The 25,365-nt window shown below is 72.3% G+C and carries 21 protein-coding genes and 1 pseudogene; 19 read left to right on the forward strand and 3 right to left on the reverse strand.

Translation table 11 applies throughout. The features are described from left to right. The first annotated feature begins 29 nt into the window (after positions 1-29). Positions 30-656, forward strand: coding sequence for a dihydrofolate reductase family protein (locus tag A4E84_RS32400; protein ID WP_062929953.1), 627 nt, complete (start codon positions 30-32; stop codon positions 654-656). Positions 657-763: 107 nt separating this feature from the next. Further along, positions 764-1,159 carry a ribonuclease domain-containing protein gene (locus A4E84_RS32405; RefSeq protein ID WP_174569479.1) on the forward strand — a complete coding sequence of 132 codons (396 nt, stop codon included), beginning with the start codon at positions 764-766 and terminating at the stop codon, positions 1,157-1,159. A gap of 39 nt (positions 1,160-1,198) precedes the next feature. Here A4E84_RS32405 and A4E84_RS32410 read toward each other — a convergent pair whose 3' ends face one another. Then, positions 1,199-1,399, reverse strand: a complete 201-nt coding sequence (locus tag A4E84_RS32410) for a hypothetical protein (protein WP_062929955.1) — start codon at positions 1,397-1,399, stop codon at positions 1,199-1,201. 216 nt (positions 1,400-1,615) lie between these two features. Here A4E84_RS32410 and A4E84_RS32415 point away from each other — a divergent pair, with 216 nt between their 5' ends. Together A4E84_RS32415 and A4E84_RS32420 are read left to right on the forward strand one after the other, a co-directional pair. Beyond that, a complete protein-coding gene (locus A4E84_RS32415) occupies positions 1,616-2,869 on the forward strand; it encodes a sensor histidine kinase (RefSeq protein ID WP_107308532.1) in 1,254 nt (417 codons plus the stop codon). Positions 2,870-2,915: 46 nt separating this feature from the next. Next, complete coding sequence (locus tag A4E84_RS32420; RefSeq protein WP_062929957.1) at positions 2,916-3,593, forward strand: response regulator; 678 nt, start codon at positions 2,916-2,918, stop codon at positions 3,591-3,593. Positions 3,594-3,609: 16 nt separating this feature from the next. On the opposite strand, the gene A4E84_RS32425 is transcribed toward A4E84_RS32420, so the two are convergent. Further along, the gene (locus tag A4E84_RS32425) at positions 3,610-4,629 is read right to left on the reverse strand and encodes a Gfo/Idh/MocA family protein (protein ID WP_062929958.1); all 1,020 of its coding nucleotides are present in this window, start codon (positions 4,627-4,629) and stop codon (positions 3,610-3,612) included. A gap of 128 nt (positions 4,630-4,757) precedes the next feature. On the opposite strand from A4E84_RS32425, the gene A4E84_RS32430 reads away from it, so the two are divergent. From A4E84_RS32430 to A4E84_RS32480, 11 genes are all read left to right on the forward strand, one after another. Then, entirely contained in the window at positions 4,758-5,495 is a 738-nt protein-coding gene (locus A4E84_RS32430; RefSeq protein WP_174569526.1) for a GntR family transcriptional regulator, read from the forward strand. A 123-nt stretch (positions 5,496-5,618) separates the two neighbouring features. After that, positions 5,619-6,767 carry an ROK family glucokinase gene (locus A4E84_RS32435; protein WP_062929960.1) on the forward strand — a complete coding sequence of 383 codons (1,149 nt, stop codon included), beginning with the start codon at positions 5,619-5,621 and terminating at the stop codon, positions 6,765-6,767. Beyond that, entirely contained in the window at positions 6,764-7,345 is a 582-nt protein-coding gene (locus A4E84_RS32440; protein ID WP_062929961.1) for a hypothetical protein, read from the forward strand. Before A4E84_RS32435 ends, A4E84_RS32440 begins: the two co-directional genes overlap by 4 nt. 83 nt (positions 7,346-7,428) lie before the next feature. Beyond that, positions 7,429-10,272 (forward strand): DEAD/DEAH box helicase, encoded by a 2,844-nt coding sequence (locus tag A4E84_RS32445; RefSeq protein WP_062929962.1) that lies wholly within the window; start codon positions 7,429-7,431, stop codon positions 10,270-10,272. Between the two features lie 1,265 nt (positions 10,273-11,537). Beyond that, on the forward strand, positions 11,538-13,400 hold the full coding sequence (locus tag A4E84_RS32450) for an SWIM zinc finger family protein (protein WP_107308533.1): 1,863 nt from the start codon (positions 11,538-11,540) through the stop codon (positions 13,398-13,400). A 251-nt stretch (positions 13,401-13,651) separates the two neighbouring features. Beyond that, complete coding sequence (locus A4E84_RS32455) at positions 13,652-14,140, forward strand: GNAT family N-acetyltransferase (protein ID WP_062929963.1); 489 nt, start codon at positions 13,652-13,654, stop codon at positions 14,138-14,140. Positions 14,141-14,611: 471 nt separating this feature from the next. Continuing rightward, on the forward strand, positions 14,612-16,270 hold the full coding sequence (locus A4E84_RS32460; protein ID WP_062929964.1) for a penicillin-binding transpeptidase domain-containing protein: 1,659 nt from the start codon (positions 14,612-14,614) through the stop codon (positions 16,268-16,270). Positions 16,271-16,688: 418 nt separating this feature from the next. Continuing rightward, complete coding sequence (locus A4E84_RS41455) at positions 16,689-17,093, forward strand: hypothetical protein (RefSeq protein ID WP_062929965.1); 405 nt, start codon at positions 16,689-16,691, stop codon at positions 17,091-17,093. A 200-nt stretch (positions 17,094-17,293) separates the two neighbouring features. Beyond that, positions 17,294-18,418: an EfeM/EfeO family lipoprotein gene (locus tag A4E84_RS32470; RefSeq protein ID WP_418082236.1), complete on the forward strand. Its 1,125-nt coding sequence runs from the start codon at positions 17,294-17,296 to the stop codon at positions 18,416-18,418. Beyond that, on the forward strand, positions 18,415-19,662 hold the full coding sequence (efeB, locus tag A4E84_RS32475; RefSeq protein ID WP_062929967.1) for an iron uptake transporter deferrochelatase/peroxidase subunit: 1,248 nt from the start codon (positions 18,415-18,417) through the stop codon (positions 19,660-19,662). Before A4E84_RS32470 ends, efeB begins: the two co-directional genes overlap by 4 nt. Positions 19,663-19,839: 177 nt before the next feature. Continuing rightward, positions 19,840-21,687, forward strand: coding sequence for a phospholipase C (locus A4E84_RS32480; RefSeq protein WP_062929968.1), 1,848 nt, complete (start codon positions 19,840-19,842; stop codon positions 21,685-21,687). Between the two features lie 120 nt (positions 21,688-21,807). Here A4E84_RS32480 and A4E84_RS32485 read toward each other — a convergent pair. Further along, positions 21,808-21,984 (reverse strand): annotated as a pseudogene (locus A4E84_RS32485) (transposase); the annotation flags it as partial. Between the two features lie 459 nt (positions 21,985-22,443). On the opposite strand from A4E84_RS32485, the gene A4E84_RS32490 reads away from it, so the two are divergent. The 4 genes from A4E84_RS32490 to A4E84_RS32505 all read left to right on the forward strand — a co-directional run bounded on the left by A4E84_RS32490 (position 22,444) and on the right by A4E84_RS32505 (position 25,293). Further along, positions 22,444-22,647: a cold-shock protein gene (locus A4E84_RS32490; RefSeq protein ID WP_003973099.1), complete on the forward strand. Its 204-nt coding sequence runs from the start codon at positions 22,444-22,446 to the stop codon at positions 22,645-22,647. Between the two features lie 343 nt (positions 22,648-22,990). After that, positions 22,991-24,484: a DEAD/DEAH box helicase gene (locus tag A4E84_RS32495; RefSeq protein ID WP_062929969.1), complete on the forward strand. Its 1,494-nt coding sequence runs from the start codon at positions 22,991-22,993 to the stop codon at positions 24,482-24,484. A gap of 45 nt (positions 24,485-24,529) precedes the next feature. Beyond that, a complete protein-coding gene (locus A4E84_RS32500; protein ID WP_062929970.1) occupies positions 24,530-24,934 on the forward strand; it encodes a CBS domain-containing protein in 405 nt (134 codons plus the stop codon). Positions 24,935-24,984: 50 nt separating this feature from the next. After that, the gene (locus tag A4E84_RS32505; RefSeq protein ID WP_062929971.1) at positions 24,985-25,293 is read left to right on the forward strand and encodes an SCO5918 family protein; all 309 of its coding nucleotides are present in this window, start codon (positions 24,985-24,987) and stop codon (positions 25,291-25,293) included. Positions 25,294-25,365 lie beyond the last annotated feature (72 nt).

Genomic DNA, 25,365 nt, shown 5'->3' on the forward strand with positions numbered 1-25,365 from the left:
CCCGGCCCACCGGAAGGAAGGCACCCGCCATGGGCAAGCTCGTCTCCACCCTCTTCGTCACCCTCGACGGCGTCTACCAGGCCCCCGGCGGGCCGCAGGAGGACACCCGGGGCGGTTTCACCCACGGCGGCTGGAGCTTCCCGTACGCCGACGAGGACTTCGGCCGGTTCATCGACGAGGTCTTCGCCCGCCCGGGCGCCTTCCTGCTCGGCCGCCGCACCTACGACATCTTCGCCACGTACTGGCCCAAGGTGACCGACCCCGCCGACCCGGTCGCCTCCAAGCTGAACTCGCTGCCGAAGTACGTGCCTTCCTCGACCCTGACGGATCCCGGCTGGGCGGGCACCACGGTGCTGACCGGTGATCTCGCCGAGGAGGTCGCCGCCGTGAAGGAGCGCACCGACGGCGAGGTCCAGGTACACGGCAGCGGTGCCCTCGTCCGCTCCCTGCTGGCGCTCGACCTCGTCGACACCCTGCACCTGCTGACCTTCCCGGTCGTGCTCGGCTCCGGGTTCCGGCTGTTCACGGAGGGCGCCGTACCGACCGCGTTCGAGCACACCGGCGGGAGCGTCACCGGCGCGGGCGTGTCGGTCCAGACGTACGACCTGAAGGGCCGCCCGGAGTACGGCGAGTTCGGACTGCCGGAGGAGGCGTGAGGGCGCCGGTGCGTGGGTGAACTTCCCGCGAACGCACGGGGCTTCACAGGAAATTCTCCATGCTTGTCATTGACATGCCAGCGTCTACGCGCGTCATCATGAGGTCCATGAATCTCCCCCCACGCGCCTCGCGGCTCGGCGCAGCAGCCGCCCTCCTGTCCGCCCTCCTCGTCGGCGGAACCGTCTCCGCCACCACGGCCGACGCCGCCCCCACCGCCGTCGGCGACATCTGCTACAGCGCCCTGCCGTCCCAGGCCCACGACACGCTCGACCTGATCGAGCAGGGCGGCCCCTACCCGTTCGACCAGGACGGCACCGTCTTCCAGAACCGGGAAGGCATCCTGCCCGGCCAGTCGTCCGGCTACTACCACGAGTACACGGTCATCACCCCGGGCTCCTCCACCCGCGGAGCGCGGCGCATCGTCACCGGTGAGCAGAACCGGGAGGACTACTACACGGCCGACCACTACGAGTCGTTCGACCTGGTCGACTACGGCTGCTGAGCCCGGACGGGGCCGCGGGCCGGACGTCCGTCGGGCTGCTCAGACGGACTTCCGGCTCCCGGCCGCCGCGAACAGGGCGACACCCAGCACGAGCAACGCGACGCTCGCGTAGACCTCGTAGCCGTCGAGGAACCCCAGCCGCTGCACCAGGCCCCAGTTCCAGTCGGTGAACTCGTGCACCAGGCCCGCCACGCCCTGGACCAGGGCGAGGAAGCCGAGAATCTCCAGTACCTGCTTCATGCCGTCAGCCTCGCCCCGCGGGCCCCCACGCACATCGGCCGCGAGGCGGGCCGCCGGGAGCGGAAGTCCCCGCTCCGGAGCCACCACGGCATCGAAAGTCTGCGCCATGGCGACTTTGGTCGACGATCCGGCGCGAGGGCGGGTGCGACGGGCCTGCGCTGCGTAGATTTGGCCCTCGTGAGTGGTGACGACGTGGGGCACGCCTCCCCGGTACCGGTGGGAGCTCCGGTACCGGTGGGAGAGACGCCCGCGCCGTTGACCGGGCGCAGATGGTTCTTCCCGTCGGCCCTCCTGCACGAACTCGACCCCGACGCCGCACGGGCCGGGCGGCGGCCCCGGCGCACCGCCCGCGACTGGGTCGTCGACTTCTCCTGCTTCCTGCTGGCCGTGGGGGTGGGCCTGACGGCCGTCGAGGCGCTCGCCGACAATCCCCACGTGCCGGACGGACTCGCCGTCGTCGACCAGGTGATCGGCGCGCTGGCCTGCGCGGCCGTCTGGCTGCGGCGCCGCTGGCCCCTTGGTCTGGCCGTGGCGCTGACCCCGCTCAACGTCTTCTCGGACACCTCGGGCGCCGCGGGCCTCATCGCCCTGTTCACCCTGGCCGTGCACCGCCCCTTCCGGTACGTGGCCTGGGTGGGCGGCGTCAACGTGGCGCTGGTGCCCCTCTACTACTGGGTGCGCCCCGAAGCGGACCTCCCCTACCTGGTGGCCGTGCTCTTCGCCGGGCTGCTCACCGTGGCCGTCGTCGGCTGGGGCATGTTCGTACGGGCCAAGCGGCAGCTCATGGTGAGCCTCCAGGACCGGGCCCGGCGCGCCGAGACGGAGGCGCGGCTGCGGGCCGAGCAGGGGCAGCGGCTCGCCCGCGAGGCCATCGCGCGGGAGATGCACGACGTGCTCGCCCACCGGCTGACCCTGCTGAGCGTGCACGCCGGCGCCCTGGAGTTCCGGCCCGACGCGCCCCCGGCCCAGACGGCGCGGGCGGCGGGCGTGATCCGGGAGAGCGCGCACGACGCGCTCCAGGACCTTCGGGAGATCATCGGTGTGCTGCGGGCGGGCGAGCCCGACGACACCGGCCGTCCGCAGCCGACGCTCGCGGCGCTGGACACCCTGGTCGCCGAGTCCCGCGAGGCGGGCATGAAGGTCTCCCTCGTCCACCGCGTCGAGGACCCCGCCGCCGTCCCGTCCTCCGTCGGCCGCACCGCCTTCCGGATCGCCCAGGAGGGCCTGACCAACGCGCGCAAGCACGCACCGGGCACGGACGTGACGGTGACGGTCACCGGCGCCCCGGGCACCGGCCTCGACGTCCTCGTGCACAACCCGCCGCCCGAGGGCGAGGTGCCACCCGTCCCCGGCTCCGGCCAGGGCCTGATCGGCCTCACGGAGCGGGCGACCCTCGCGGGCGGCCGGCTGGAGCACGGACCCACCCCGCAGGGCGGGTTCGAGGTGCGGGCGTGGCTGCCTTGGGGGTGACGGCTTGTGCCCCACAGACCGGCCCGGCCGTGATTACGTGAGGCCCATGACTGCGATCAGACTGCTCCTCGTCGATGACGATCCGCTGGTGCGGGCCGGGCTGTCCTTCATGATGGGTGGCGCCGACGACATCGAGATCGTCGGCGAGGCCGCGGACGGCGCCGAGGTGGAGGCCCTCGTCGACCGCACCCGCCCGGACGTCGTACTCATGGACATCAGGATGCCGACGGTGGACGGTCTCACGGCCACGGAGCGGCTGCGCGCCCGCGAGGACGCCCCGCAGGTGGTGGTGCTCACCACGTTCCACGCCGACGAGCAGGTGCTGCGCGCGCTGCGGGTGGGTGCCGCCGGGTTCGTCCTCAAGGACACCCCGCCGGCGGAGATCCTCGCGGCGGTGCGCCGGGTCGCGGCCGGCGACCCGGTCCTGTCGCCCACGGTCACCCGGCAGCTGATGCGGCACGCCGTCGGCACCGCGGCCGACACGCGCCGCACCCGCGCGCGCGAACGCCTGGCCGCCCTCAACGACCGCGAGCGCGAGGTCGCCGTCGCGGTCGGCCGGGGCCTGGCCAACGCCGCGATCGCCACCGGCTTGTTCATGAGCGTCGCCACCGTGAAGACGCACGTCTCGCGCATCCTGGCCAAGCTGGACCTCAACAACCGGGTGCAGATCGCGCTGCTCGCCTACGACGCGGGGCTCCTGGAGGAAGAGCAGGAAGAGCACTGACCGCGGCGGCTCGCCGTCAGGCGAACGCGGGGGAGGCGCCGGCGATCTCCGCGAGGTGTACCGGCCTGCGGCCCCGCCGCGACAGCTCGCACGCCTCGGCGATCCGCAGCGCCTGCAGCGCCTCGCGCCCGTCGCAGGGGTTGGCCCGCTCGCCCCGCACGACCTCCACGAACGCGTTCAGCTCGGCCTCGTAGGCGGGGCCGAAGCGCTCCAGGAAGCCCGTCCACGGTTTGTCCGCGGCCGGTGGCCCGGTCGGCTCGGTGGACGCGATCGGCGTACGGTCGTCCAGGCCGACCACGATCTGGTCGCGCTCCCCGGCGAGCTCCATGCGCACGTCGTAGCCGGCCCCGTTCATCCGGGTCGCGGTGAGGGTGGCGAGGGTGCCGTCGTCCAGGGTGAGCAGCGCGGCGGCGGTGTCGACGTCGCCCGCCTCGCGGAACATCCGGGGACCGGCGTCGGACCCGGCGGCGTAGACATCCGTCACCTCCCGGCCGGTCACCCAGCGCAGCACGTCGAAGTCGTGGATCAGCGTGTCCCGGTACAGCCCGCCGGACAGCGGCAGCCAGGCGGCGTCCGGCGGCGCCTGGTCGCTGGTGAGGGCCCGCACGGTGTGCAGCCGCCCCAGCCGGCCGGAGCGCACGGCCTCGCGCGCGCCCGTGTAGCCCGCGTCGAAGCGGCGTTGGAAGCCCATCTGGAGAACCGTCCCGGCCGTCTCGACCTCGGAGATCGCGCTCAGGGACCCCGGCAGATCCAGCGCGATGGGTTTCTCGCAGAACACCGGCAGCCCCGAGCGTGCTGCCCGACCGATCAGTTCGGCGTGGGCCGACGTGGCCGTCGTGATCACCACCGCGTCGACCCCCCAGCGGAAGATCTCCTCCACGCCGGGCGCGGCCGTCTCACCCAGCCGGTGCGCCAGTTCCTGGGCCCTGGCGGCGTCCGCGTCCGTGAGGATCAGGGAGCCGACGTCGCGATGCCGGCTGAGCGTGTTCGCGTGGATGGTGCCGATGCGGCCCGTACCGATGACGCCGATGCGCATGAAAACAAAGTGCGTGCCCGACGCGCCGCTGTCAATCTGTATGTCCGGACAATCTGACTACACGACTTCCCGTCAACCACGCACGGAGCTACGCTCGCCCCGTGCCGAAACCAGAAGTGGACCCGACCGTGCAGCTTGAGCTGAGCGTGGACCGCAGTTCCCCCGTGCCGTTGTACTTCCAGCTGTCCCAGCAGTTGGAAGCCGCGATCGAGCACGGCACGCTGACCCCCGGCAGCCTGCTGGGCAACGAGATCGAACTCGCCGCCCGGCTCGGCCTGTCCCGGCCCACCGTCCGCCAGGCGATCCAGTCGCTCGTCGACAAGGGCCTCCTCGTCCGCCGCCGCGGCGTGGGCACCCAGGTCGTGCACAGCCAGGTGAAGCGCCCCCTGGAGCTCAGCAGCCTCTACGACGACCTGGAAGCGGCGGGCCAGCGCCCGGCCACCCGGGTCCTCGTCAACAAGCTCGTCCCCGCCTCCGCCGAGGTCGCCGCCGCGCTCGGTGTCGCCGAGGACAGCGACGTCCACCGCGTGGAACGCCTCCGCCTCGCCCACGGCGAGCCCATGGCCTACCTCTGCAACTTCCTGCCCCCCGGCCTCATCGACCTCGACACGGACCAGCTGGAGACCACCGGCCTCTACCGTCTGATGCGAGCGGCGGGCATCACCCTGCACAGCGCCCGCCAGTCGATCGGCGCCCGCGCGGCGACGACGGAGGAGGCGGAACGCCTGGCGGAGGAGACGGGCGCGCCGCTGCTCACCATGCAACGCGTCACGTTCGACGACACGGGCCGGACAGTGGAATACGGCACACACACCTACCGCCCGACGCGCTATTCGTTCGAGTTCCAGCTCCTGGTGCGGAGCTGAGTTCTCGGCGGTGCGGGGAACTGCGCACTCAGCCCCGACCCGCCCGCACCCGGCAATGACCCGCACCACCCCGCCCCTGCCCCGCTCCGCACGCACCCCCACCGTGAGGCAGAATCGGCGGCGATGAGCACCTACCGCGACTTCACCGCCCCCATCGGCTCCCGCCGTGCCACCGTGCTCCGCACCGTCGGCACCCGGGAGCGCCGCTCGCACCTGACGGCACCTCGCGTGCCCACGGTCGGCATCGACATCGGCGGTACGAAGGTGATGGCGGGCGTCGTCGACGCCGACGGCAACATCCTGGAGATGCTCCGCACGGAGACCCCGGACAAGTCCAAGAGCCCCAAGGTCGTCGAGGACACCATCGCCGAGCTGGTCCTGGACCTCTCCGACCGGCACGACGTGCACGCCGTCGGCATCGGCGCGGCCGGCTGGGTGGACGCCGACCGCAACCGCGTGCTGTTCGCCCCCCACCTGTCCTGGCGCAACGAACCGCTCCGCGACCGCCTGTCGGGCCGGCTCTCCGTCCCCGTCCTCGTGGACAACGACGCCAACACCGCGGCCTGGGCGGAATGGCGCTTCGGCGCCGGCCGGGGCGAGGACCACCTCGTCATGATCACCCTGGGCACCGGCATCGGCGGCGCGATCCTGGAGGACGGCCAGGTCAAGCGCGGCAAGTACGGCGTCGCCGGCGAGTTCGGCCACATGCAGGTCGTGCCCGGCGGCCACCGTTGCCCGTGCGGCAACCGCGGCTGCTGGGAGCAGTACAGCTCCGGGAACGCCCTGGTCCGCGAGGCCCGCGAGCTGGCCGCCGCAGACTCGCCCGTCGCGTACGGGATCATCGAGCACGTCAAGGGCAGCATCGGCGACATCACCGGCCCGATGATCACCGAGCTGGCCCGTGACGGCGACGCCATGTGCATCGAGCTGCTCCAGGACATCGGCCAGTGGCTCGGCGTCGGCATCGCCAACCTCGCCGCCGCCCTCGACCCGTCCTGCTTCGTGATCGGCGGCGGCGTCTCGGCCGCCGACGACCTGCTGATCGCCCCGGCCCGGGACGCCTTCAAGCGGCACCTCACCGGCCGCGGCTACCGCCCCGAGGCCCGTATCGTCCGGGCCCAGCTCGGCCCCGAGGCCGGCATGGTCGGCGCCGCCGACCTCGCCCGGCTGGTCGCCCGCCGCTTCCGCCGCGCCAAGCGCCGCCGCGTGGAGCGCCACGAGCGGTACGAGCGCTACACGCAGTCGCTCCGCAGTACCCAGGAGACGCCGTGACCGCCTCCCTGCCCCACCAGGGATCCTGGCCCGACGAGCCGGACCGCCCGGTCGAGGACCGCCGCCACATGATCCGCCGCAGGGCCCTCACCCTGCTGATCATCGTGCTGCTCATCGGCATCCCGGCCGGCTACCTCGTGATCTCCGCGAACCAGAGCCGCGACAGCGGCAAGGACAAGGAGGCGAAGTACTCGGCGACCGGCCTGACCGAGGGCTGGCCCTCCAAGCTCCAGCGCCGGATCTACCAGGTGCCCGTCCCGCACCCGGCCTGGCACGTGGCGTACTACGAGACCAACAACTGGAAGACCAGCCGCCTCTACACCCAGTTCGAGACCAACGCCGCCGGCCTCGACGCCTACCTGACCGGCCTGGGCGTGACCCGGAAGGACCTGAAACAGGGCGACATCACCATCGGCGCCCGCGACCGGAAGGTCACCGGCTGGAAGTTCGCCACGACCGACTCCTGGTACGGCTTCGTCCACCGGCAGAAGAACCCGGCCCCCACCCACGACGTGGTCGTGGACCTGTCCAACCCGGCGTACCCCTGGGTGTACGTGGTCGCGCGGACCGTGCCCTGACCGTCCCCGGAGCCGATTGTCAGACCCCGCCCGTAGAGTCGGAGACAGCTGATCCGAAACACGGGCGGGAGGTGACCGGACGTATGGGCGACACGACTGCGGTGGCCGAGCGGGCCGAGGCGCCCGCGGTCCCGGTCCGGCTCCCGGCCGTCTTCCTGCCCGCACCCCTCCCGCGCGAGGGACGCGTCGCCTTCTGGAACCCCGAGGGCGAACCCCTCCCCGCCGGGGACCCGGAGCACACCGCCGCCACCGAGCTGACCGTCGTCCGACGGCACGGCGCCGCCGGGGTCCGGCGGCACACCGCCCCCGCGCTGACCCTCCCGCTCGACGTGGCCCTGCCGCTCCTCGTGCGCGCCCGGCACGACCCGGGGGCCCACCCCGCCACCGCCTGCTGGGGCGCCGCCGCCCTCCACGCCCTGCGTCTGACCGCCCGCGGCCGGCTGCTGCCCGGCCTCACTCCCACGGGCCACGACGCCTGGCGCGCCGGCCCCCTCGACCCGGACGACATCGCGCACCTGCGCGCCGTCGCCGCCGCCCTGCCCTACGAGGGCCACGCCGTCCCGCTGCCCGGCCCGGGCCCGCTCCGGCTGCCCGAACCGGAAGCGCTGGTGCGCGCCTTCCTGGACGCGGTCGCCGACACCCTGCCCCGCACCCCGGCCGCGCCCCACACCTCCGGCAGGCCCTTCGCGGCGCGCGAACCCCAGCACCTGCCCGCCGCTCACGACTGGGCCGCCGAGGTCGCCGCCGGCATGGACGCCGGCGTGCGGATCTCGCTCCGCCTGGACCTGTCGGCGTACGACCTGTTCGACGACGCCTCCGACGGCCGTAGTGCCGGCGCCGCGATCGTCCAGGTGCACAGCCTCGCCGACCCCACCCTCGTGGCCGACGCGGCGGCCCTGTGGGCGGGGGAGGCCGACGACGCCTTCGGGCCCCGCGCCCGCGTGGACGCGGCCCTCGCCGTCCGCCGCGCGGCCCGCGTCTGGCCTCCGCTCGACCGGCTCGCCGACCAGGACGTGCCCGACGTGCTGGCCCTGACCGAGGACGAGTTGAGCGACCTGCTCGGAGTCGCGGCGACCCGGCTCGCCGCGGCCGGGGTCGCCGTGCACTGGCCGCGGGACCTCGCACAGGACCTGTCCGCCGCGGCGGTGGTCCGCCCGGCCCCCGGCTCGGCGACCGACGGCACCGGCTTCTTCGAGAGCGAGGACCTCCTCCGGTTCCGCTGGCAGCTGGCGCTCGGCGGCGACCCGCTCACCGACACCGAGATGGACGCGCTCGCCGAGGCCCACCGCCCGGTCGTCCGGCTGCGCGACCAGTGGGTACTGGTCGACCCGGCGCTCGTCCGCAAGGCCCGCAAACGGGACCTGGGCCTCCTCGACCCGGTCGACGCCCTGTCCGTGGCCCTCACCGGCACGGCCGACGTGGACGGTGAGACGGTCGAAGCCGTCCCCGTGGGCGCGCTGGCCGCCCTGCGCGACCGCCTGACCGCGGGGATCCGCCCGGCCGAACCGCCCCCGGCCCTTCAGGCCACCCTCCGGGACTACCAGCTCCGAGGGCTGGCCTGGCTAGACCTGATGACCACCCTCGGTCTCGGCGGCTGCCTCGCCGACGACATGGGCCTCGGCAAGACCGTCACCCTCATCGCCCTGCATCTGAAGCGCGCCCGCCGTGAGCCGACGCTGGTCGTCTGCCCCGCCTCCCTGCTGGGCAACTGGCAGCGGGAGATCAACCGCTTCGCCCCCGGCGTGCCGGTCCGCCGCTTCCACGGTCCGGACCGCAGCCTCGACGACCTGGACGGCGGCTTCGTCCTCACCACCTACGGCACCATGCGCTCGGCGGCCCCCGCCCTGGCCGACCGCACCTGGGGCATGGTCGTCGCCGACGAGGCGCAGCACGTCAAGAACCCCTACTCGGCCACGGCCAAGGCGCTGCGCACGATCCCGGCTCCCGCGCGCGTGGCCCTGACGGGCACGCCCGTCGAGAACAACCTCTCGGAGCTGTGGGCCCTGCTCGACTGGACGACCCCCGGCCTCCTCGGCCCGCTGAAGTCCTTCCGCGCCCGGCACGCGCGTGCCGTGGAGAACGGCGAGGACGAGGAGGCGGTGGAGCGCCTCGCCCGGCTGGTCAGGCCCTTCCTGCTGCGCCGCAAGAAGTCCGACCCGGGCATCGTGCCAGAGCTGCCGCCCAAGACGGAGACCGACCATCCCGTCCCGCTCACCCGCGAACAGGCCGCGCTGTACGAGGCGGTGGTGCGCGAGTCGATGCTCGCCATCGAGACCGCCGAGGGCATGCCCCGCCGCGGCCTGGTGCTGAAGCTCCTCACATCGCTGAAGCAGATCTGCAACCACCCGGCGCTGTTCCTCAAGGAGGAGCATCCGGCCACGGGCGACCGGCTCGCCGCCCGCTCCGGCAAACTCGCCCTCCTCGACGAGTTGCTGGACACGCTGCTGGCCGAGGACGGATCCGCCCTCGTCTTCACGCAGTACGTCGGGATGGCCCGCCTGATCACCTCGCACCTGGCCACCCGCGCGGTCCCGGTCGACCTCCTCCACGGCGGTACGCCGGTCCCCGAGCGGGAGCGCATGGTGGACCGCTTCCAGGCCGGTTCGACGCCCGTCCTGGTGCTGTCGCTCAAGGCGGCGGGCACCGGCCTCAACCTCACCCGGGCGGGACATGTCGTGCACTTCGACCGCTGGTGGAACCCGGCCGTCGAGGAACAGGCGACCGACCGCGCCTACCGCATCGGCCAGACCCAGCCGGTTCAGGTGCACCGCCTCATCACCGAGGGCACCGTCGAGGACCGCATCGCCGAGATGCTCCAGTCCAAGCGCGCCCTGGCCGACGCCATCCTCGGCTCCGGCGAGTCCTCCCTCACGGAACTGACGGACCGGGAGCTGTCCGACCTGGTGTCCCTGCGGAGGTCGTCATGACACCCGGCCCGGCCGACGAGGCCCGCCGGGCCCTGCGGGAGGCCCGGGAACGGGCGGCCCAGGACCCCGACCGGGCATCCGCAGCCCGTCCGGAACCGTCCCCGGCCGGGGGAGCCGCCGCCCAGGAAACACCCGGACCGGCAGACGCGGCCCGCGAGGCGCTGCGGAGGGCGGTGTCCGAGCAGCGGGGGAGCGGACAAGGGGACACCGATGCCTTCGAGGCCCCTCACTCCCCGGAGCGGGCCGGCGCACCCGGGGAGGCGGATGCGCCCGAGGCTGCCGCTGGTGGGCGAGGTGACCGGGGTGCGCCTCGGGTCACCGGCGCCACGGAGGCCGCCGGGGGTGCCGAGGGCGCCGAAGACCCCGACGAGGCCGGTGGGCAGGACGGCATGGCCGCCACCGAAGCGGATGGCGGGTCGGAGGCCGCGAGCGCGCCCCGCGTCGCCGACGCGCCGGAGGACACGGGCTCTCCGGCCGCGACGCCCGGGCCGCGGGCAGCAGGCGGCCCGCGGCCGAGCCCGACGGGGGACACCCCGGCCGGTGGGGCCCCCGCGCGATCCGCTGCCCGGGCGGGTACCGAGCCGCGGGCGGCGGACGTCGCGCGTGAGGCGCTGCGCGCGGCACGGGACGACGCGCGGCGGGCCCGGGAGGAGACCGAACGGGAAGGTGCGCGCCGCAGGCGCCGGGCCCGGCAACGCCACGTCGACGACAGAGCAGCGGCTGCGCGCCGCGCCGCCACGGACGCCCCCGGCTCGGCCGCGCATGACATACGGCGATTCCTGTCCGACGCCTTCCGGATGCCGGACTCGCAGGAGCCGACCTCCGACGACCATCCCGGGCTGGCCGGGTCGGGCCCGGAGGTGTCGGGTGGCGGGCACGGGGTGGCCGGGTCGGGCCCGGAGGTGCCGGGTGGGCACGGGTTGGCCGGGGCGGGCCAAGAGACGCCGGACAGCGGGCACAGCCTGACCGAACCGGGTCCAGAGGCGCAGGACGGAACCGGAAGCCCGGGCTCCCGGCCCGAGCCCTGGGACGCTTCGGCCGGAACCGGCGCCCCGGGACTCGGGGGTCCGGGTCCGGTCGCGCCCGCCGACGGTCCGGCCCTCCCCGGCTCCGGCCCCGCCGCAGGCGCCGACACCCCGGCCGAAACCGGCGCCCCAGGACTCGTGGATCCGGGTTCGGTCGCGCCCGCCGACGGCCTTGCCCTCCCGGGCTCCGGCCCCGCCGCAGGCGCCGACACCCCGGCCGAAACCGGCGCCCCAGGACTCATGGATCCGGGTCCGATCGCGCGCACCGGCGGTCGGGCCCTGCGGGACCCCGGCCCCGCCACCGACGCCCCGGTCGAGCCCGGCGTTTCCGGAGTCCGGCGTGCGGGACCGGTCGAGCACACCGGGGGTCCGGCTCTGCGGGACTCCGGTCCCGCCGCGGGCACCGGTGCCCCGGTCGAGCCTGGCGCCCCGGGACTCGCGGGTTCGGGCCGGGCCGCGCACGCCGACGGTTCGGCCGTCCCGGACTCCGGTCCCGCCGCGGGCGCCGTCGCTCCGGTCGAGCCTGGTGCCCCGGGACTCGGGGGTTCGGGCCGGGCCGCGCACGCCGACGGTTCGGCCGTCCCGGACTCCGGTCCCGCTGCCCTGGCCGGAACCGATGCTCCGGGACTTGGGAGCACGGGCCCGGCCGTGCACACCGGCGGCCCGGCCCTCCGGGACCCCGGCGCCGCCGCAGGCGCCGACGCCCCGGCCCCGCCGCCCCCGGCTTCGGGCCCCGCCTCGCCCCGCCGCCCCGCGCCGGCCAGCTCCGTGACCGCCGGTCCCGCGCCGGCCTCGGCCTCGCCCACGACCTCCGCGGTCAGCAGCACGCCCCGGGCAGCCCGTTCCATGGCCGCCCCCACTCGTGACCACGAACTCCGCCGTACCTTCCCGCCCTTCCCGCCCCGGGACGGCGACCGCTTCGCCGAGAGCTGGTGGGGGAACGCCTGGATCGGGGCGCTGGAGCAGGGCGCGCTGGATGTGAAGCGGCTGGAGCGCGGGCGGGGGTACGCCGGGCAGGGGCATGTCGACGCCATCACCGTGACGCCCGGACTCGTGCTGGCCTACGTCCAGGGCAGCCGCCCCCGCCCGTACCGTGTCCAGGTGCGCCTGCGCACCCTCGACGACACCGACTGGGACCGTTTCCTGGATGCGGCCGCCGACCGCCCCGGGCACATCGCCGCGCTGCTCGACAAGGAGATGCCCCAGTCCCTCGCGGAGTGCGGCGTGCCGCTGTTGCCCGGCCCCGGTGATCTGGAGCCCCGGTGCAGCTGCCCCGACCGTGGTCACCCCTGCAAGCACGCGGCCGCCCTCTGCTACCAGACCGCCCGGCTGCTCGACGCCGACCCCTTCGTCCTGCTCCTGCTGCGCGGCCGGGGCGAGCGGGAGCTGCTGGACGCGCTGTCCCGGCTGAGTGCCACCCGCGCGGCGCGCGCCGCCCGCGACAAGGGCCCGGCGCCCCTGCCCGGCGTGCGGGCCGCGGAGGTCCTCGCGTCGCGGGCCCTTCCGCCCCTGCCCGCACCACTGCCTCCGCCCGCGCACCCCGCGCAGCCCCCGGCCTACCCGGCGGCCCCCGGCGGTCCGGACCCCTTCGCGCTGGACCAGCTCGCCACGGACGCCGCCGCCCGCGCCCACGCCCTGCTCGGCACCGGCCGTGACCCGGTCGGGCAGCTGACCTTCTGGCAGGACGCGGTCCGCCTGGCCGCCGCCCGCCCCGGGGTGGGACTCACCGCCGGCACCCGGTCGCTCTACTCGTCCCTCGCCTCGGCGGCGGGCCGCACCCCGTCCGACCTGGCCCGTGCGGTCGCCGCCTGGCGTCAGGGAGGGCTGGAGGGCCTCGCCGTACTGGAGGAGCCCTGGGACCCGCCGGCCGGGCGGTTCGACCGTGCCCGCCCCCTCCTGCTCGCTGCCGACCTGCCCGCCTTCCGCCCCTGGCGCAACCACCTCACCCACCCCCGGGGCCACCTCCAGCTCCGCCTCGGCCGCGACGGCCTCTGGTACGCCTACGAGTCCGAGCCGGGCCACGACGACTGGTGGCCGAGAGGCACCCCCGACCTGGACCCGGTGGGCGCCCTGACTGGCCTCGGTCTGCCGAGCGACTTCTGAACACGCCTCGGCGCCCCCATCCCCGCGCCTGCGCACCCCCGCTTCGTCGCCCCCGCTCCCCGGGCACATCAAGGAAGGCGGTGTGAGGTTCACCGGTGATATCCGGGAGCCGGGTGTAAGGATCCCGGGACCCGCGTCGGCGGTGCCGGAACCGACGGTGAGCGTGTCATGGCCGTCCCGTCCGGGAGTGCCTGCGCGAGAGCAGCCGATCCGCCACACGACGGCATTCGCCGGTGCGGCATACTCTCCCGATGGGTTCTCGCACTTCCCCGATCAGCCGGTCGATCACGATCCGGAGGGCCGCCGCACGGGATGCCAAACGGCTCACGCGGCTCGTGCGTGGCTCAGGCGCCTACAAGGGCAAGTACGCAGCCGCAGTCGCGGGCTACCGGGTCGGTCCTGACTACATCGAGGCTCACCGCACCTTCGTGGCCGTCGGCGCCGACGAGCATGAAGACCGGGTCCTCGGGTTCTACGCGCTCGTCCTCGCTCCGCCGGAGCTCGACCTGCTGTTCGTCGCCGACGACGTGCAGGGACGGGGTATTGGACGGCTGCTGGTCGCGCACATGCAGTCCACGGCCCGTGCGGCCGGGATCGACCGTGTCAAGGTCGTGTCGCATGTTCTCGCCGAGGACTTCTACCACCGTGTCGGTGCGGTGCGGACAGGGACCGCGTTCGCGAACCCGCCCGTCGTGCCGTGGGACCGTCCCGAATTCGAGTTTCGCATTCCTGCGGAATGACGCGGTGTGCCCGTCGGCGGGACACCGGCTTCGCCTCCAGGGCGGCAGGCTTGCGGGAGCCGCTGGACGTCGCGCGCTCCGTGTGCGCCGTCGCCTCTGGCCCCGGCATGGTGATCGCCCGACAGCGACCTGCCCCGCGGCGAATTCCAGGCTCGGGGCGTAAGGGGAGGTCAAGGTGTCGCGGTTCGGGGGGCGTAGTTGGTGACAGACGTGAGGCAGCGCCCGTGACGGCCCGGTGAAAGGGCGAGGCCCGCTGGGTGCATGCTGGCGGGGTCTGCCCGGAGCCACGAGACGAAGCCCCACCTGAGCGCTCCGACGCTGTTGGTGAATCCCCCCGCTGATCTCATCCGGCGGGGCGGAGCGCTGTGGAGAGTGAGACGCGGGTGCGGGCCCCACCTCATGCTGTTGATCCGGTAATGATCTACCCATGACCTGTAAATAGGTAGAGGGAACGCGCATACGATCCGGCATGTGAACAAAGCTGCGAAGATCGGCCTTGCCGGTACGTGCACCGCGCTGGTCGTCGTCGGCGGAATCGGCGCCTACAACGTGGTTCATGCCCTGACCACCGGTTCCGCGGGCGACGCTCGGACCAAGGCGGCGCGTACGTTTGACCCGTCGGCCGTATCGAGTACGCCGCCGACGGACGCCGAAGCCGTCAAACTGGCCCGTGCGTTCCTTGACGACTGGTCCAAGCAGCACCTCGGCGACGCGGCGGGCGACACCGATCTGCCGGACGCGGCATCACAGGCACTGCGGGGATACGCAAACGGCCTGCATGTGAAGAAGCTGTCGTCTGATCACATTCGCTCGGCGGGTTCCTCAACGGCCACGCCGGGCGCCACCAAGGTCACCTTCGACGTCACCGCGCAGGTCGCGGGTGGCACCTGGAGCTACCCGAGCGCGGTGGCGGTGCGGAAGAGTACAGACGGCGTGCTGGCGGTCCACTGGAACAACTCGGTGCTCTACCCGGGCCTGGGCGACGGCCAGTCGCTGACCGCGGGCAGGCTGCCGGCCGACGCGAGCACCGTGAAGGTGGTCGCCGACGACGGAAAGACAGAGCTGTCCACCTTCGCGTCCCTGCGGGACATCACGGCGACGATCCGGAAGAACGCCAAGCCCACTGGTGGAACCCCCGGCACGGGCGTGGCCGTGATCGACGGCACCGGCGCGGGCGTCAGGACACTGAAGGTCTTCTCAAAGGGCCGGGCTGCCGTCGTCAGGACCACGATCGACGCCCCTCTTCAGTCGGTGGCCGAGACCGCGGTGAAGGACGCTCACCTACAGGGCAAGCCAGCCGGGACGGTAGCGCTCGACTTGCGAACGGGGCATATCCTCGCGATCGCCCACACGGGCGCGGACGGCGACATCGCCATCAACGGCATCAAGTCGCCGGGCTCCACCATGAAGATCGTCACCTCGGCAGCCCTGTTCGACCAGGCGGGCCTCACCCCGGACAGCCCGGCGCCCTGTACGGACTCGCTCATGGCCAACAGCCAGTCGTTCCACAACGATCCCGGCGTGAGGGCCGACCCCGGCTCCACGATCGCCCAGGCGTTCACCGTGTCCTGCAACACCTCCTTCATCAAGGACGGCTTCCACCACCTCGTGCATGACGGCGACGCCTCCGCCCTGCACGACGAGGCGGTGAACGTCTTCGGCATGGGCAGTTGGTCCATCGGCGGCGGCGTCGCCACCACCGACCCGAGCATCCCGCCGGACGCGCAGGGCGGCGACCAGGCGGCCCAGTTCATCGGCCAGGGCAAGGTCACGGCCACACCGCTCTTCATGGCCTCGGTGGCGGCCACCGTGCGCAACGCAGGCTTCGAGCAGCCGGTCATCCTGCCCGGACAGCACCAAGAGGCCGCATCCCGCCCCATCTCCGCGCGCACGGCCGGATACCTGCAGTCGATGATGCGCAGCGTGGCCACCAGCGGCACCGCCGCGCCCCGGCTGGGCGGGCTGGCGGGCGTGGGCGCCAAGACGGGGACCGCGGAGGAGGGCGACCACACCAACGGCTGGCTGACCGCGTACGACTCCCGCATCGCCGTCGCGGCCTTGGTCGAAGGCGGCAGATCCGGCGTGGACTCCGCCGGATACGTCGTGCGCCACCTGCTGACCGGGGAGTAACCCGCCGTCAGCCACGACAGCGCGGGTGAGGCACTGCCCGTTCCACCGGCGTCACCGGGGCGGTGCCGAGGCCGCGGCCGCCAGGCGGTGCCGAGGCCGCGCCGCCACGTGGGGCGCGGCGGTCTGGCGCTTACCGCACGCCGACGGCAGCGGCTGGCGGCCGGTCAGGTGGCCGGTCAGGTGGCCGGTGCGGCTCGGCACCGCTCTTGACCGCCCCTTGGCTGATCACACTGGTCTGCTGACGGGCACGCAGCTGAAGAAGGCCCTGGCTCCCGCGTCCTAGTTCCCGACCGGTTTCGCCGCCGACCCCGGTCTCGCCCGGGACACCGGAGACACCTGCCAGGCACCGGCCACCAAGGGCGCCGCAAAGTCGCACTGCGCCGATCTCGGAGCCACCAGCTGGATCAGCCTCACCGGCGTGGAGGGCGTGTCCTTCGCGCAGGACTCCCACATCAACAAGAACACGTCCGCCGAGCTCGACCAGGAGATCGACGTCTACCGCGGTACGACGGCCGCGGACGTGGTGAAGGACGTGGCGAAGGTCGTCTCCGGGTGCCCGACCTACACCGACTCCGACACCCACAGCACCGTGAAGGTCACCGGCGCCTCCATGGCAGGGCTCGGGGACGAGGCGTACACCGTCACGCTGACCGACAGCCCCTGGGGGAGCGGCACCACGCTGATCGCCGCCGGCGCCGGCACGGCAGTCGTCAGCGTGCTGTCCACCGACGGCAGCGACAACGGTGCCGCGACCGCGAAGAAGCTCGCGGAGCATGACCTGGCCTCTGTGCAGCGTATGAGTGGTTCGGCCGGCCAGAGCTGACCAGCTCGCGGCGCCCTCCGGTGAACCGGGAGGGAACTCTTGGTCATGGGTTCCTTTGGACGGCCGTTCGGGCGGAGTCCGCTGCCTAGCATGAGGCGGTCACGTACGGTACGACCCGGGAGGCCGGGATGGTGTTGTCCGGCCTCAGACGGAGGTCGCCGCGTCTGTGGGGTGTCCTCGGGCTCACTCTCGTGTGCCTGGTGGCCGGAGTGCTGGTCCTCTCACACGGGTCCCGACCGGCCGGCGCGGCCTCGGACGGGCTGCCGCACACGACCGTGGAGGTGTCGGCGGGCCGCTGTGGCCACGGCTGGGACCATCCGGTGTCCGGTCTGCAGGTCTTCGAGGTGCACAACACCTCCGACGGGCCCGCCGAGGTCTACCTGGAGGACCCGAAGAGCCAGTCCGTGTACGGCGAACTGGAGGACATCGGCCCCGGCACGACCCGCCCGCTGACCGTGCGTCTCGGCAAGGGCGCGTACGCCTTCAAGTGCGTGCCCGACGACGCCGACGCGGTCACCGGACCCACGGTCCGCATCACCGCCGGACGCAGTGGTCCGGCGGCGGCCCCGGTCACCGAGCACGATCTGATCCCGCCCGCGCTCGCTTACCAGAAGTGGGTGGGCAGTGGCCTCGATGACGTCGTACGGCTGACGTCGAGGCTGCGGGAGGCGATCGGCCGGGGCGACCTGGCTGGGGCCCGCGCCGCCTGGCTGCCGGCGCATCTGGAGTACGAGCGGCTCGGTGCCGCGTACGACGCGTTCGGCGACGCCGACGGGGAGATCAACGGCACCGACGCGGGCCTGCCAGGCGGCGTCCACGACAACGACTTCACCGGCTTCCACCGCATCGAGTACGGGCTGTGGCACGGCCAGTCCGCCGCCGAGCTGGGCGCCCCGGCGGCCGCTCTGCTGAAGGCCGTCACCGCGCTGCACGACAGCTGGACGCAGACGCGCATGGACCCGGCCCAACTGGGGCTGCGGGCGCACGAGATCCTGGAGAACACCGTGCAGTTCGAGCTGACCGGGCGCACCGACTACGGCAGCGGCAGCAACCTCGCCACCGCCCGCGCCAACCTCGACGGCACCCGCGATGTCCTGTCCCGCCTGCGGCCCCTGCTCGCCACCCGGTACGGCGATCTGCCTCGACTGGAGAAGGAGTTGGCCACCGCGCAGGACACTCTCGACGGCTTTCGCCACGGGGACGAATGGACGCCGCTGGCCCATGTGAGCCGTCCGCAGCGGGAGACCGTCGACGCGGTCCTCGACGACCTGGTGGAGCGGCTCGCGTCGGTCGCGACCCTGTGCGATCCCCGGAGGACGGTATGAGTACGGCAGAACGGGAGGCCGGGGCCCGGCAGCAGGGCAGGGTCGCCCGGCGCGGTTTCCTGCGCGGCGCGGCGCTCGCGGGGGCGGGACTCGCCGCGGGAGGTGCGACCGCTCCTGGCACAGCCGCCGCCGCTGCGACCCCTGCCGTTGCTCCGTTCCACGGCCGGCACCAGCAGTCGGTGCTCGCGGCCCCGCGCCGGGTCAGCGCCTTCACCTCCTTCGACGTCACCGCCGAGAACCGTGCCGAGCTGACCGACCTGCTGCGCACGCTCACCGACCGCGCCCGCTTCCTGACCACGGGCGGCATGCCGGAGCCGGTCGGCATCACCGGACCGCCCGCTGATTCCGGCGTCCTCGGCGGTGAACTGCCCTCCCGCGCACTGGCGGTGACCGTCGGCGTCGGCGCCGCGCTCTTCGACGCCCGCTTCGGCCTCGGCGGGCTCAGGCCCCGCCGCCTGACCGCGATGCCCTCCTTCCCCGACGACGACCTTCAGCCGGACTGGTGCCACGGCGACCTCAGCCTCCAGCTGCACGCCGACGACCCCGACACCGTGCTGCACGCCCTGCGCGACATCGCGCGGCACACCCGGGGCGCTATGCAGGTCCGCTGGCGCCTGGACGGATTCAGCAGCCCACCCCGCCCGACCGGCACCCCCCGCAACCTGATGGGCTTCAAGGACGGCACCGCCAACCCGGACGCCACCGACGCGCACGCGATGAACCGCCTGGTATGGGTGGGCCAGGGTATGGACGAGCCGGACTGGGCGGTCGGCGGCAGCTATCAAGTCGTGCGGCTCATCCGGATGCTGGTGGAGTTCTGGGACCGGGTGTCGCTCAGTGAACAGGAGCGGATGTTCGGCCGCGCCCGCGAGTCCGGCGCGCCGCTGGACGGCAACGCCGAGCACGACACGCCCGACTACGCCGACGACCCCAAGGGCGACGTCATCCCCCTGGACGCCCACATCCGGCTTGCCAATCCGCGTACCACCGCCACCGCCGGCCAGCGCATCCTTCGCCGCGCCTACAACTACGACCGGGGCATGGACAGCAACGGCAACCTCGACATGGGCCTGCTGTTCTGCTGCTACCAGCAGGATCTGGTCCGGCAGTTCGAGACGGTCCAGAAGCGTCTGGAGGGTGAGCCACTCACCGACTACATCAAGCCGTTCGGCGGGGGTTACTTCTTCGCCCTGCCCGGTGTGCGGGACGCGGCGGACTGGTACGGGCGGGCCCTCCTCACCTGAAACCTGTATGGACAACTTCCGCGCCTGACCGGTCAACAAGCGGTCAAAATCAGGTCGTGTTTCCCTGACCCGGTGTTCACCCAGCCGCCACCATCCCTCCGTCGGCACGCCGTCCGCCCGGCGGAGGATCCCTGGCCGTATGCCTCGATAACGATCTCGCCCGGAGGGTGAACGAGCATGGTCAGCAAGGCAAGCAGAACAGCGATCCGGAGCCTGGGGGCACTGGCGGGCGCCGCCGCGCTCACGGTCCTCGGTGGCGCGGCACCCACCTGGGCCGCCGTGCCCGCCGGCTACCACCAGGGCCGCTCCTCGACGGCCACGCCCATCAAGCACGTCGTCGTCATCTACGACGAGAACGTCTCCTTCGACCACTACTTCGCAACCTATCCGAAGGCCGCCAACACCGACGGCACGAAGTTCACGGCGTCGAAGAAGACCCCGAGGAACATCGACACCGTCGCGCACGCCGGGCTGCTGACGCAGAACCCGAACCAGTACGCGCCCAAGCGGCTGCCCCCGTCCCAGGCGATGACCTGCGACCAGAACCATTCCTACGGGCCCGAGCAGTACGCCTACAACGGTGGCAAGGCCGACCAGTTCGTGCAGAACACCGAGGTCGACAAGTGCAGCGGCGGCCTGTTCGGCGAGCCGGGCCTGGTGATGGACTACTACGACGGCAACACCGTCACCGGCCTGTGGAACTACGCCCAGCACTACACCCTCAACGACCGCTCATTCAGCTCGGTCTACGGCCCCTCCACACCCGGTGCCCTGAACCTGGTCTCCGGTCAGACGCACGGTGTCATCTCGGTCGACCCATCCACCGGCACCGAGAACCCGAAGCAGACTTCCACCCCGGACGCCTACACGGTCAAGTCCCCGGACGCCAAGGGCGTCGGCACGGTCGTCAACGACCCCGACCCGGCCTACGACGACTGCGCCGGCAAGGACCACACCAGCACCAACGCGCTCGCGGCGATGCAGGGCAAGAACATCGGCGACCTGCTCAACGCCGACAAGGTGAGCTGGGGCTGGTTCCAGGGCGGCTTCCGTCCCTCCACCGCGTGGAACGGCGCGGGCGGCTCGTACGCCAAGTGCGACACCGCGCACACGAACGTGGGCGGCGCCTCCGTGGTCGACTACAGCCCTCACCACAACCCGTTCGCGTACTACAAGTCGACGTCCAACCCGCACCACCTGCCGCCCAAGAGCGTGACCGAGATCGGTCACAACGGCCAGGCCAACCACAACTACGACCTGACCGACTTCGACGCCGCGCTGAAGGCGGGCAAGCTGCCCTCCGTCAGCTTCCTCAAGGCCGCCGAGTACCAGGACGGGCACGCCGGCTACTCGGACCCGATCGACGAACAGCACTTCCTGGTACAGCAGATCAACGCCATCCAGAGCTCGCCGCAGTGGAAGTCCACCGCGATCGTCGTCGCCTACGACGACTCCGACGGCTGGTACGACCACGTCTACGCCCCACCGCGCAACGGCTCCACGGACACCGCCCCCGGCTCCAACGGCAAGGCCACCGACAGCCCGGCCTGCCAGGACGGCCCCACGGCCTCTGGCGGCTACCAGGACCGCTGCGGACCGGGCACCCGCCAGCCGCTGCTGGTCATCTCCCCCTACAGCAAGGTCGACAAGGTCGACCACACACAGACCGACCAGGCGTCGATCACCCGCTTCATCGAGGACAACTGGCACACCGGCCGCATCGGCGACGCGTCCTTCGACGCCACCGCGGGCCCGCTCACGGGCATGTTCGACTTCCGGCACCCCAACAACAAGCAGGTGCTGCTGAACACGGACGGCTCGGTGAAGTCGGTCGGCCGGATCCGGCACGTCAGCCCGGTCACCACGTCCATCACCCCGGGCCCGGCCGTTCAGAACACCGCCGCGAGCACCGACGTCTCGTCCTTCCCGGCCCTTCCGGTGAGCATCGCCGCGGGCGGCCTGCTGGCGGCGGGTGCCACGGGGATGTACCTGAGCAGGCGCCGCAGGCAGCGGGCAGTTGTCTGAGGCCACCGGCGTGACCCGGCGCGGCGCGGGCCTTCGGGCCCGCGCCGCGCCGAGCCGCCAGTCCCGCGAGTACGGTGGCTCCACGGGCGGCGACGTGTCACGGCAGGAGGTGTGTCACGGCAGCACGGCCTCGTGCAGTCGGCCCCAGACACCGGCTCTGGACCAGATGAGGAACCGGCGGTTGGCGGTCGACTCCGCTATGCCGAAGCACGGCGGCAGAGTTCGCCAGGCGCAGCCGCTGACCAGCACGTAGCTGATCGTGGCGAGGAGCGTCTCATCAGGTCCTGTGCCAACTCCACGTACCCCGCCCCGTGCCGAGCTCAACGACGCCTCACCCACACTGAAGAAATGGGCTCGCTCATCTGGTCATACCGCAGTCTCGCAGCTGCGTTTTCCAGGCGGGGGCAGCGGTTTTTCCCCGGCTGTCGCGCAGCATGCCGGTCGACTCTTCCTGAGACGTCAAAACTCCGAGTAATCAATATCTGTTCCCGAGGGATCAGATTTTGGGGGGCCGTGCAGCGGGAGTTTTTGCCGCGAAGAGAAGAGTGGAATTATCCAACGCACACGGGCCGCTCCGGCGTGCTACTGTCTATCTCAGTTGCAGTTGTGGTTCCCGAAACTTCAAGTGCCCCACCAGGCTTCTGCCGGTCGGGAGCGCTTTTGTATTTCCGGTCATTTCCGGGCGGGGTGATCATCGCGGCGACACGGCGTTCGCACAGTGCGGATGCCGATGCACTGCCCCAAAGGAGATATGACATGGCTGCTGGTACCGTGAAGTGGTTCAACGCGGAAAAGGGCTTCGGCTTCATCGAGCAGGACGGTGGCGGCGCCGACGTGTTCGCCCACTACTCGAACATTGCCGCGCAGGGCTTCCGTGAGCTGCTCGAGGGCCAGAAGGTGAACTTCGACATCGCGCAGGGCCAGAAGGGCCCGACGGCCGAGAACATCGTTCCGGCCTGACGCTCACGCGCAATCCGTAGCTGGGGCCCGCATCCTTCGGGGTGCGGGCCCCAGCTGTACGCGTACCCGCAGTGGATTTCACCCGCGGGACGCCCCGGAGGAATTCGCGCTACCACCACACGTGGTTCCTTCTTCGGGACGCAGGTGCATCCTGAAGCGCTGCACCGCAGCCGGCGCCCGGATCGAAAGGTCCCCATCGCGTCACCCATTTCAGTATCTGTTCCCACGGATGTTTTCGCAGGCCAGATCTGTTTTCTCTTGTCACCGGTCCATACTTGTAATTCTCCATGCCATTCATCGCGGCGGGAATTCCTTGGTATGTGCCACATCGAGGAAGGTCCGCATGAATCGCACGTACACGAACGACCGCCCCGCCCGCTCCCGTGACGGCCGTGCCGACGCCGGAAGGGGCGGCAGCGGCTACGGCTCGCAGGCACCGCGCCGTACCGGCGGGCCCGTCCGCTCCGGCGGTTACGGCCGTCGGCCCGCCGCAGTGCAGCGTGAGTTCGCGCCGCCCAGGACGATCACCCCCGCACTGCCCGCCGTCGAGGGCTTCGCCGATCTCGACATGCCCGAGCAGCTGTTGGCCGAACTCGGCAAGCAGGGTGTGACCGTACCGTTCCCGATCCAGGGAGCTACGCTGCCGAACTCCCTGGCGGGCCGTGACGTCCTGGGCCGCGGGCGCACCGGTTCCGGCAAGACCCTCGCCTTCGGCCTCGCCCTGCTCGCCCGCACCGTCGGACAGCGTGCCGAGCCCCGCCAGCCGCTGGGGCTGATCCTCGTACCCACGCGTGAGCTGGCACAGCAGGTGACCGACGCGCTGACCCCGTACGCCCGCTCCGTGCGGCTGCGGCTGGCCACCGTGGTGGGCGGCATGTCGATCAGCAGGCAGGCCAGCGCGCTGCGCGGCGGAGCCGAGGTCGTCGTCGCGACCCCGGGCCGGCTCAAGGACCTCATCGACCGTGGCGACTGCCGGCTGAACCGCGTGGGCATCACGGTGCTGGACGAGGCCGACCAGATGGCCGACATGGGTTTCATGCCGCAGGTCACCGCGCTGCTCGACCAGGTGCGTCCGGAGGGGCAGCGGATGCTGTTCTCCGCCACCCTGGACCGTAACGTCGACCTGCTGGTGCGCCGCTATCTGACCGACCCCGTCGTGCATTCGGTCGACCCGTCGGCCGGTGCGGTCACGACGATGGAGCACCACGTCCTGCACGTTCACGGCGCCGACAAGCACGCCGCCACGACCGAGATCGCCGCCCGTGAAGGCCGCGTGATCATGTTCCTGGACACCAAGCACGCCGTCGACCGGCTGACCCAGGACCTGCTCGACAGCGGGGTGCGGGCCGCCGCGCTGCACGGCGGCAAGTCGCAGCCCCAGCGCACCCGCACGCTGGCGCAGTTCAAGACGGGGCACGTCACCGTGCTGGTGGCGACCAACGTCGCGGCGCGCGGCATTCACGTGGACAACCTCGACCTGGTCGTCAACGTCGATCCGCCGACCGACCACAAGGACTACCTTCACCGCGGCGGCCGTACCGCCCGCGCCGGCGAGTCCGGCAGCGTCGTCACCCTGGTCACGCCGAGCCAGCGCCGAGGCATGGTCCGTCTGATGTCGGACGCCGGAATCCGGCCGCAGACCACCCAGGTACGCTCGGGCGACGAGGCACTGAGCCGGATCACCGGAGCCCAGGCCCCGTCCGGCATCCCGGTCGTCATCACCGCACCGGTGACCGAACGCCCCAAGCGCAGCGCCACCTCCCGAGGCCGCCGCCGCCCCACCTCCGCGACCAGGCGCACCCCCGTACGCCAGTCCGTCCTCGGCGCGGTGGCCTAGAACTCTCGTGATCAGGAAGCCGGCCCATCTCTGCAGGAGGCACCCTTGACGTTGGTTCAGACACAGCCCCGCCCGGCGGACGGCGAGTCCGTGCACAGGACGGTGGCTGAGGTCATGGATGCGGCCGGACCGCAGGTCTGTGACGACATGAGTGTCGAGGTGGCGCTGGCCGTCATGGCCGCCGCCCGCACGGGCCGACTGGTCGTCTGCGACCAGGACGGCCAGTGCACCGGCCTGGTCACCCGTACCGAACTCGCCGCCGTCCGTGACAGCTCCGACTACACGGACCGTGTCCGCCTGCGCGACATCCTCGGCGGCCCCGGTTCGTTCGCCTCACCCGTGACCACGATGGCCGAAGCCGAGCACGCGATGCGCACCCGTCGGCTCGGTGCCCTGCCGGTGGTCGACGAACAAGGCAGCGCCCTGGGCATCCTCGCCCTCTCCCGCTGAAACACCTCGCCCCTGGCCGGACCGTTCTTTCCTTCTCTCTGTGAGGCCACATGCGCTGCGTCATCGCCCGCTTCCCCTTCGAGCTCACCAAGGGCGGGGTGCTGGAATCGATGAAGGGCATCAAGCCCGAACCGGTCACCGGCGAATCGGTGATCATCGGCCGCCGCCACTACCCCGCCAAGCAGGTCGGCCAGGTCATCACGCGCCAGGACCGCCGTGACTTCAGCGCCGCCGAAGTCCTGCGGGCCATGGCTCAGCTCGGCTTCACCTGCCGCGCCGTTCCCAAGGCAGCGCCTCTGGGCATGCTCAGCCCGATGCAGCACGCCTCCGCGATGCTCGGCACCCCCGTCACAGTCTGACCAGGTGATCAGACACCAGCCGACATCTGACCAGCAGGGGCCCGACCGGTACGCCGGTCGGGCCCACACTGC

This window comes from Streptomyces qaidamensis, assembly GCF_001611795.1.
GTDB classification, from domain to species: Bacteria; Actinomycetota; Actinomycetes; order Streptomycetales; family Streptomycetaceae; genus Streptomyces; species Streptomyces qaidamensis.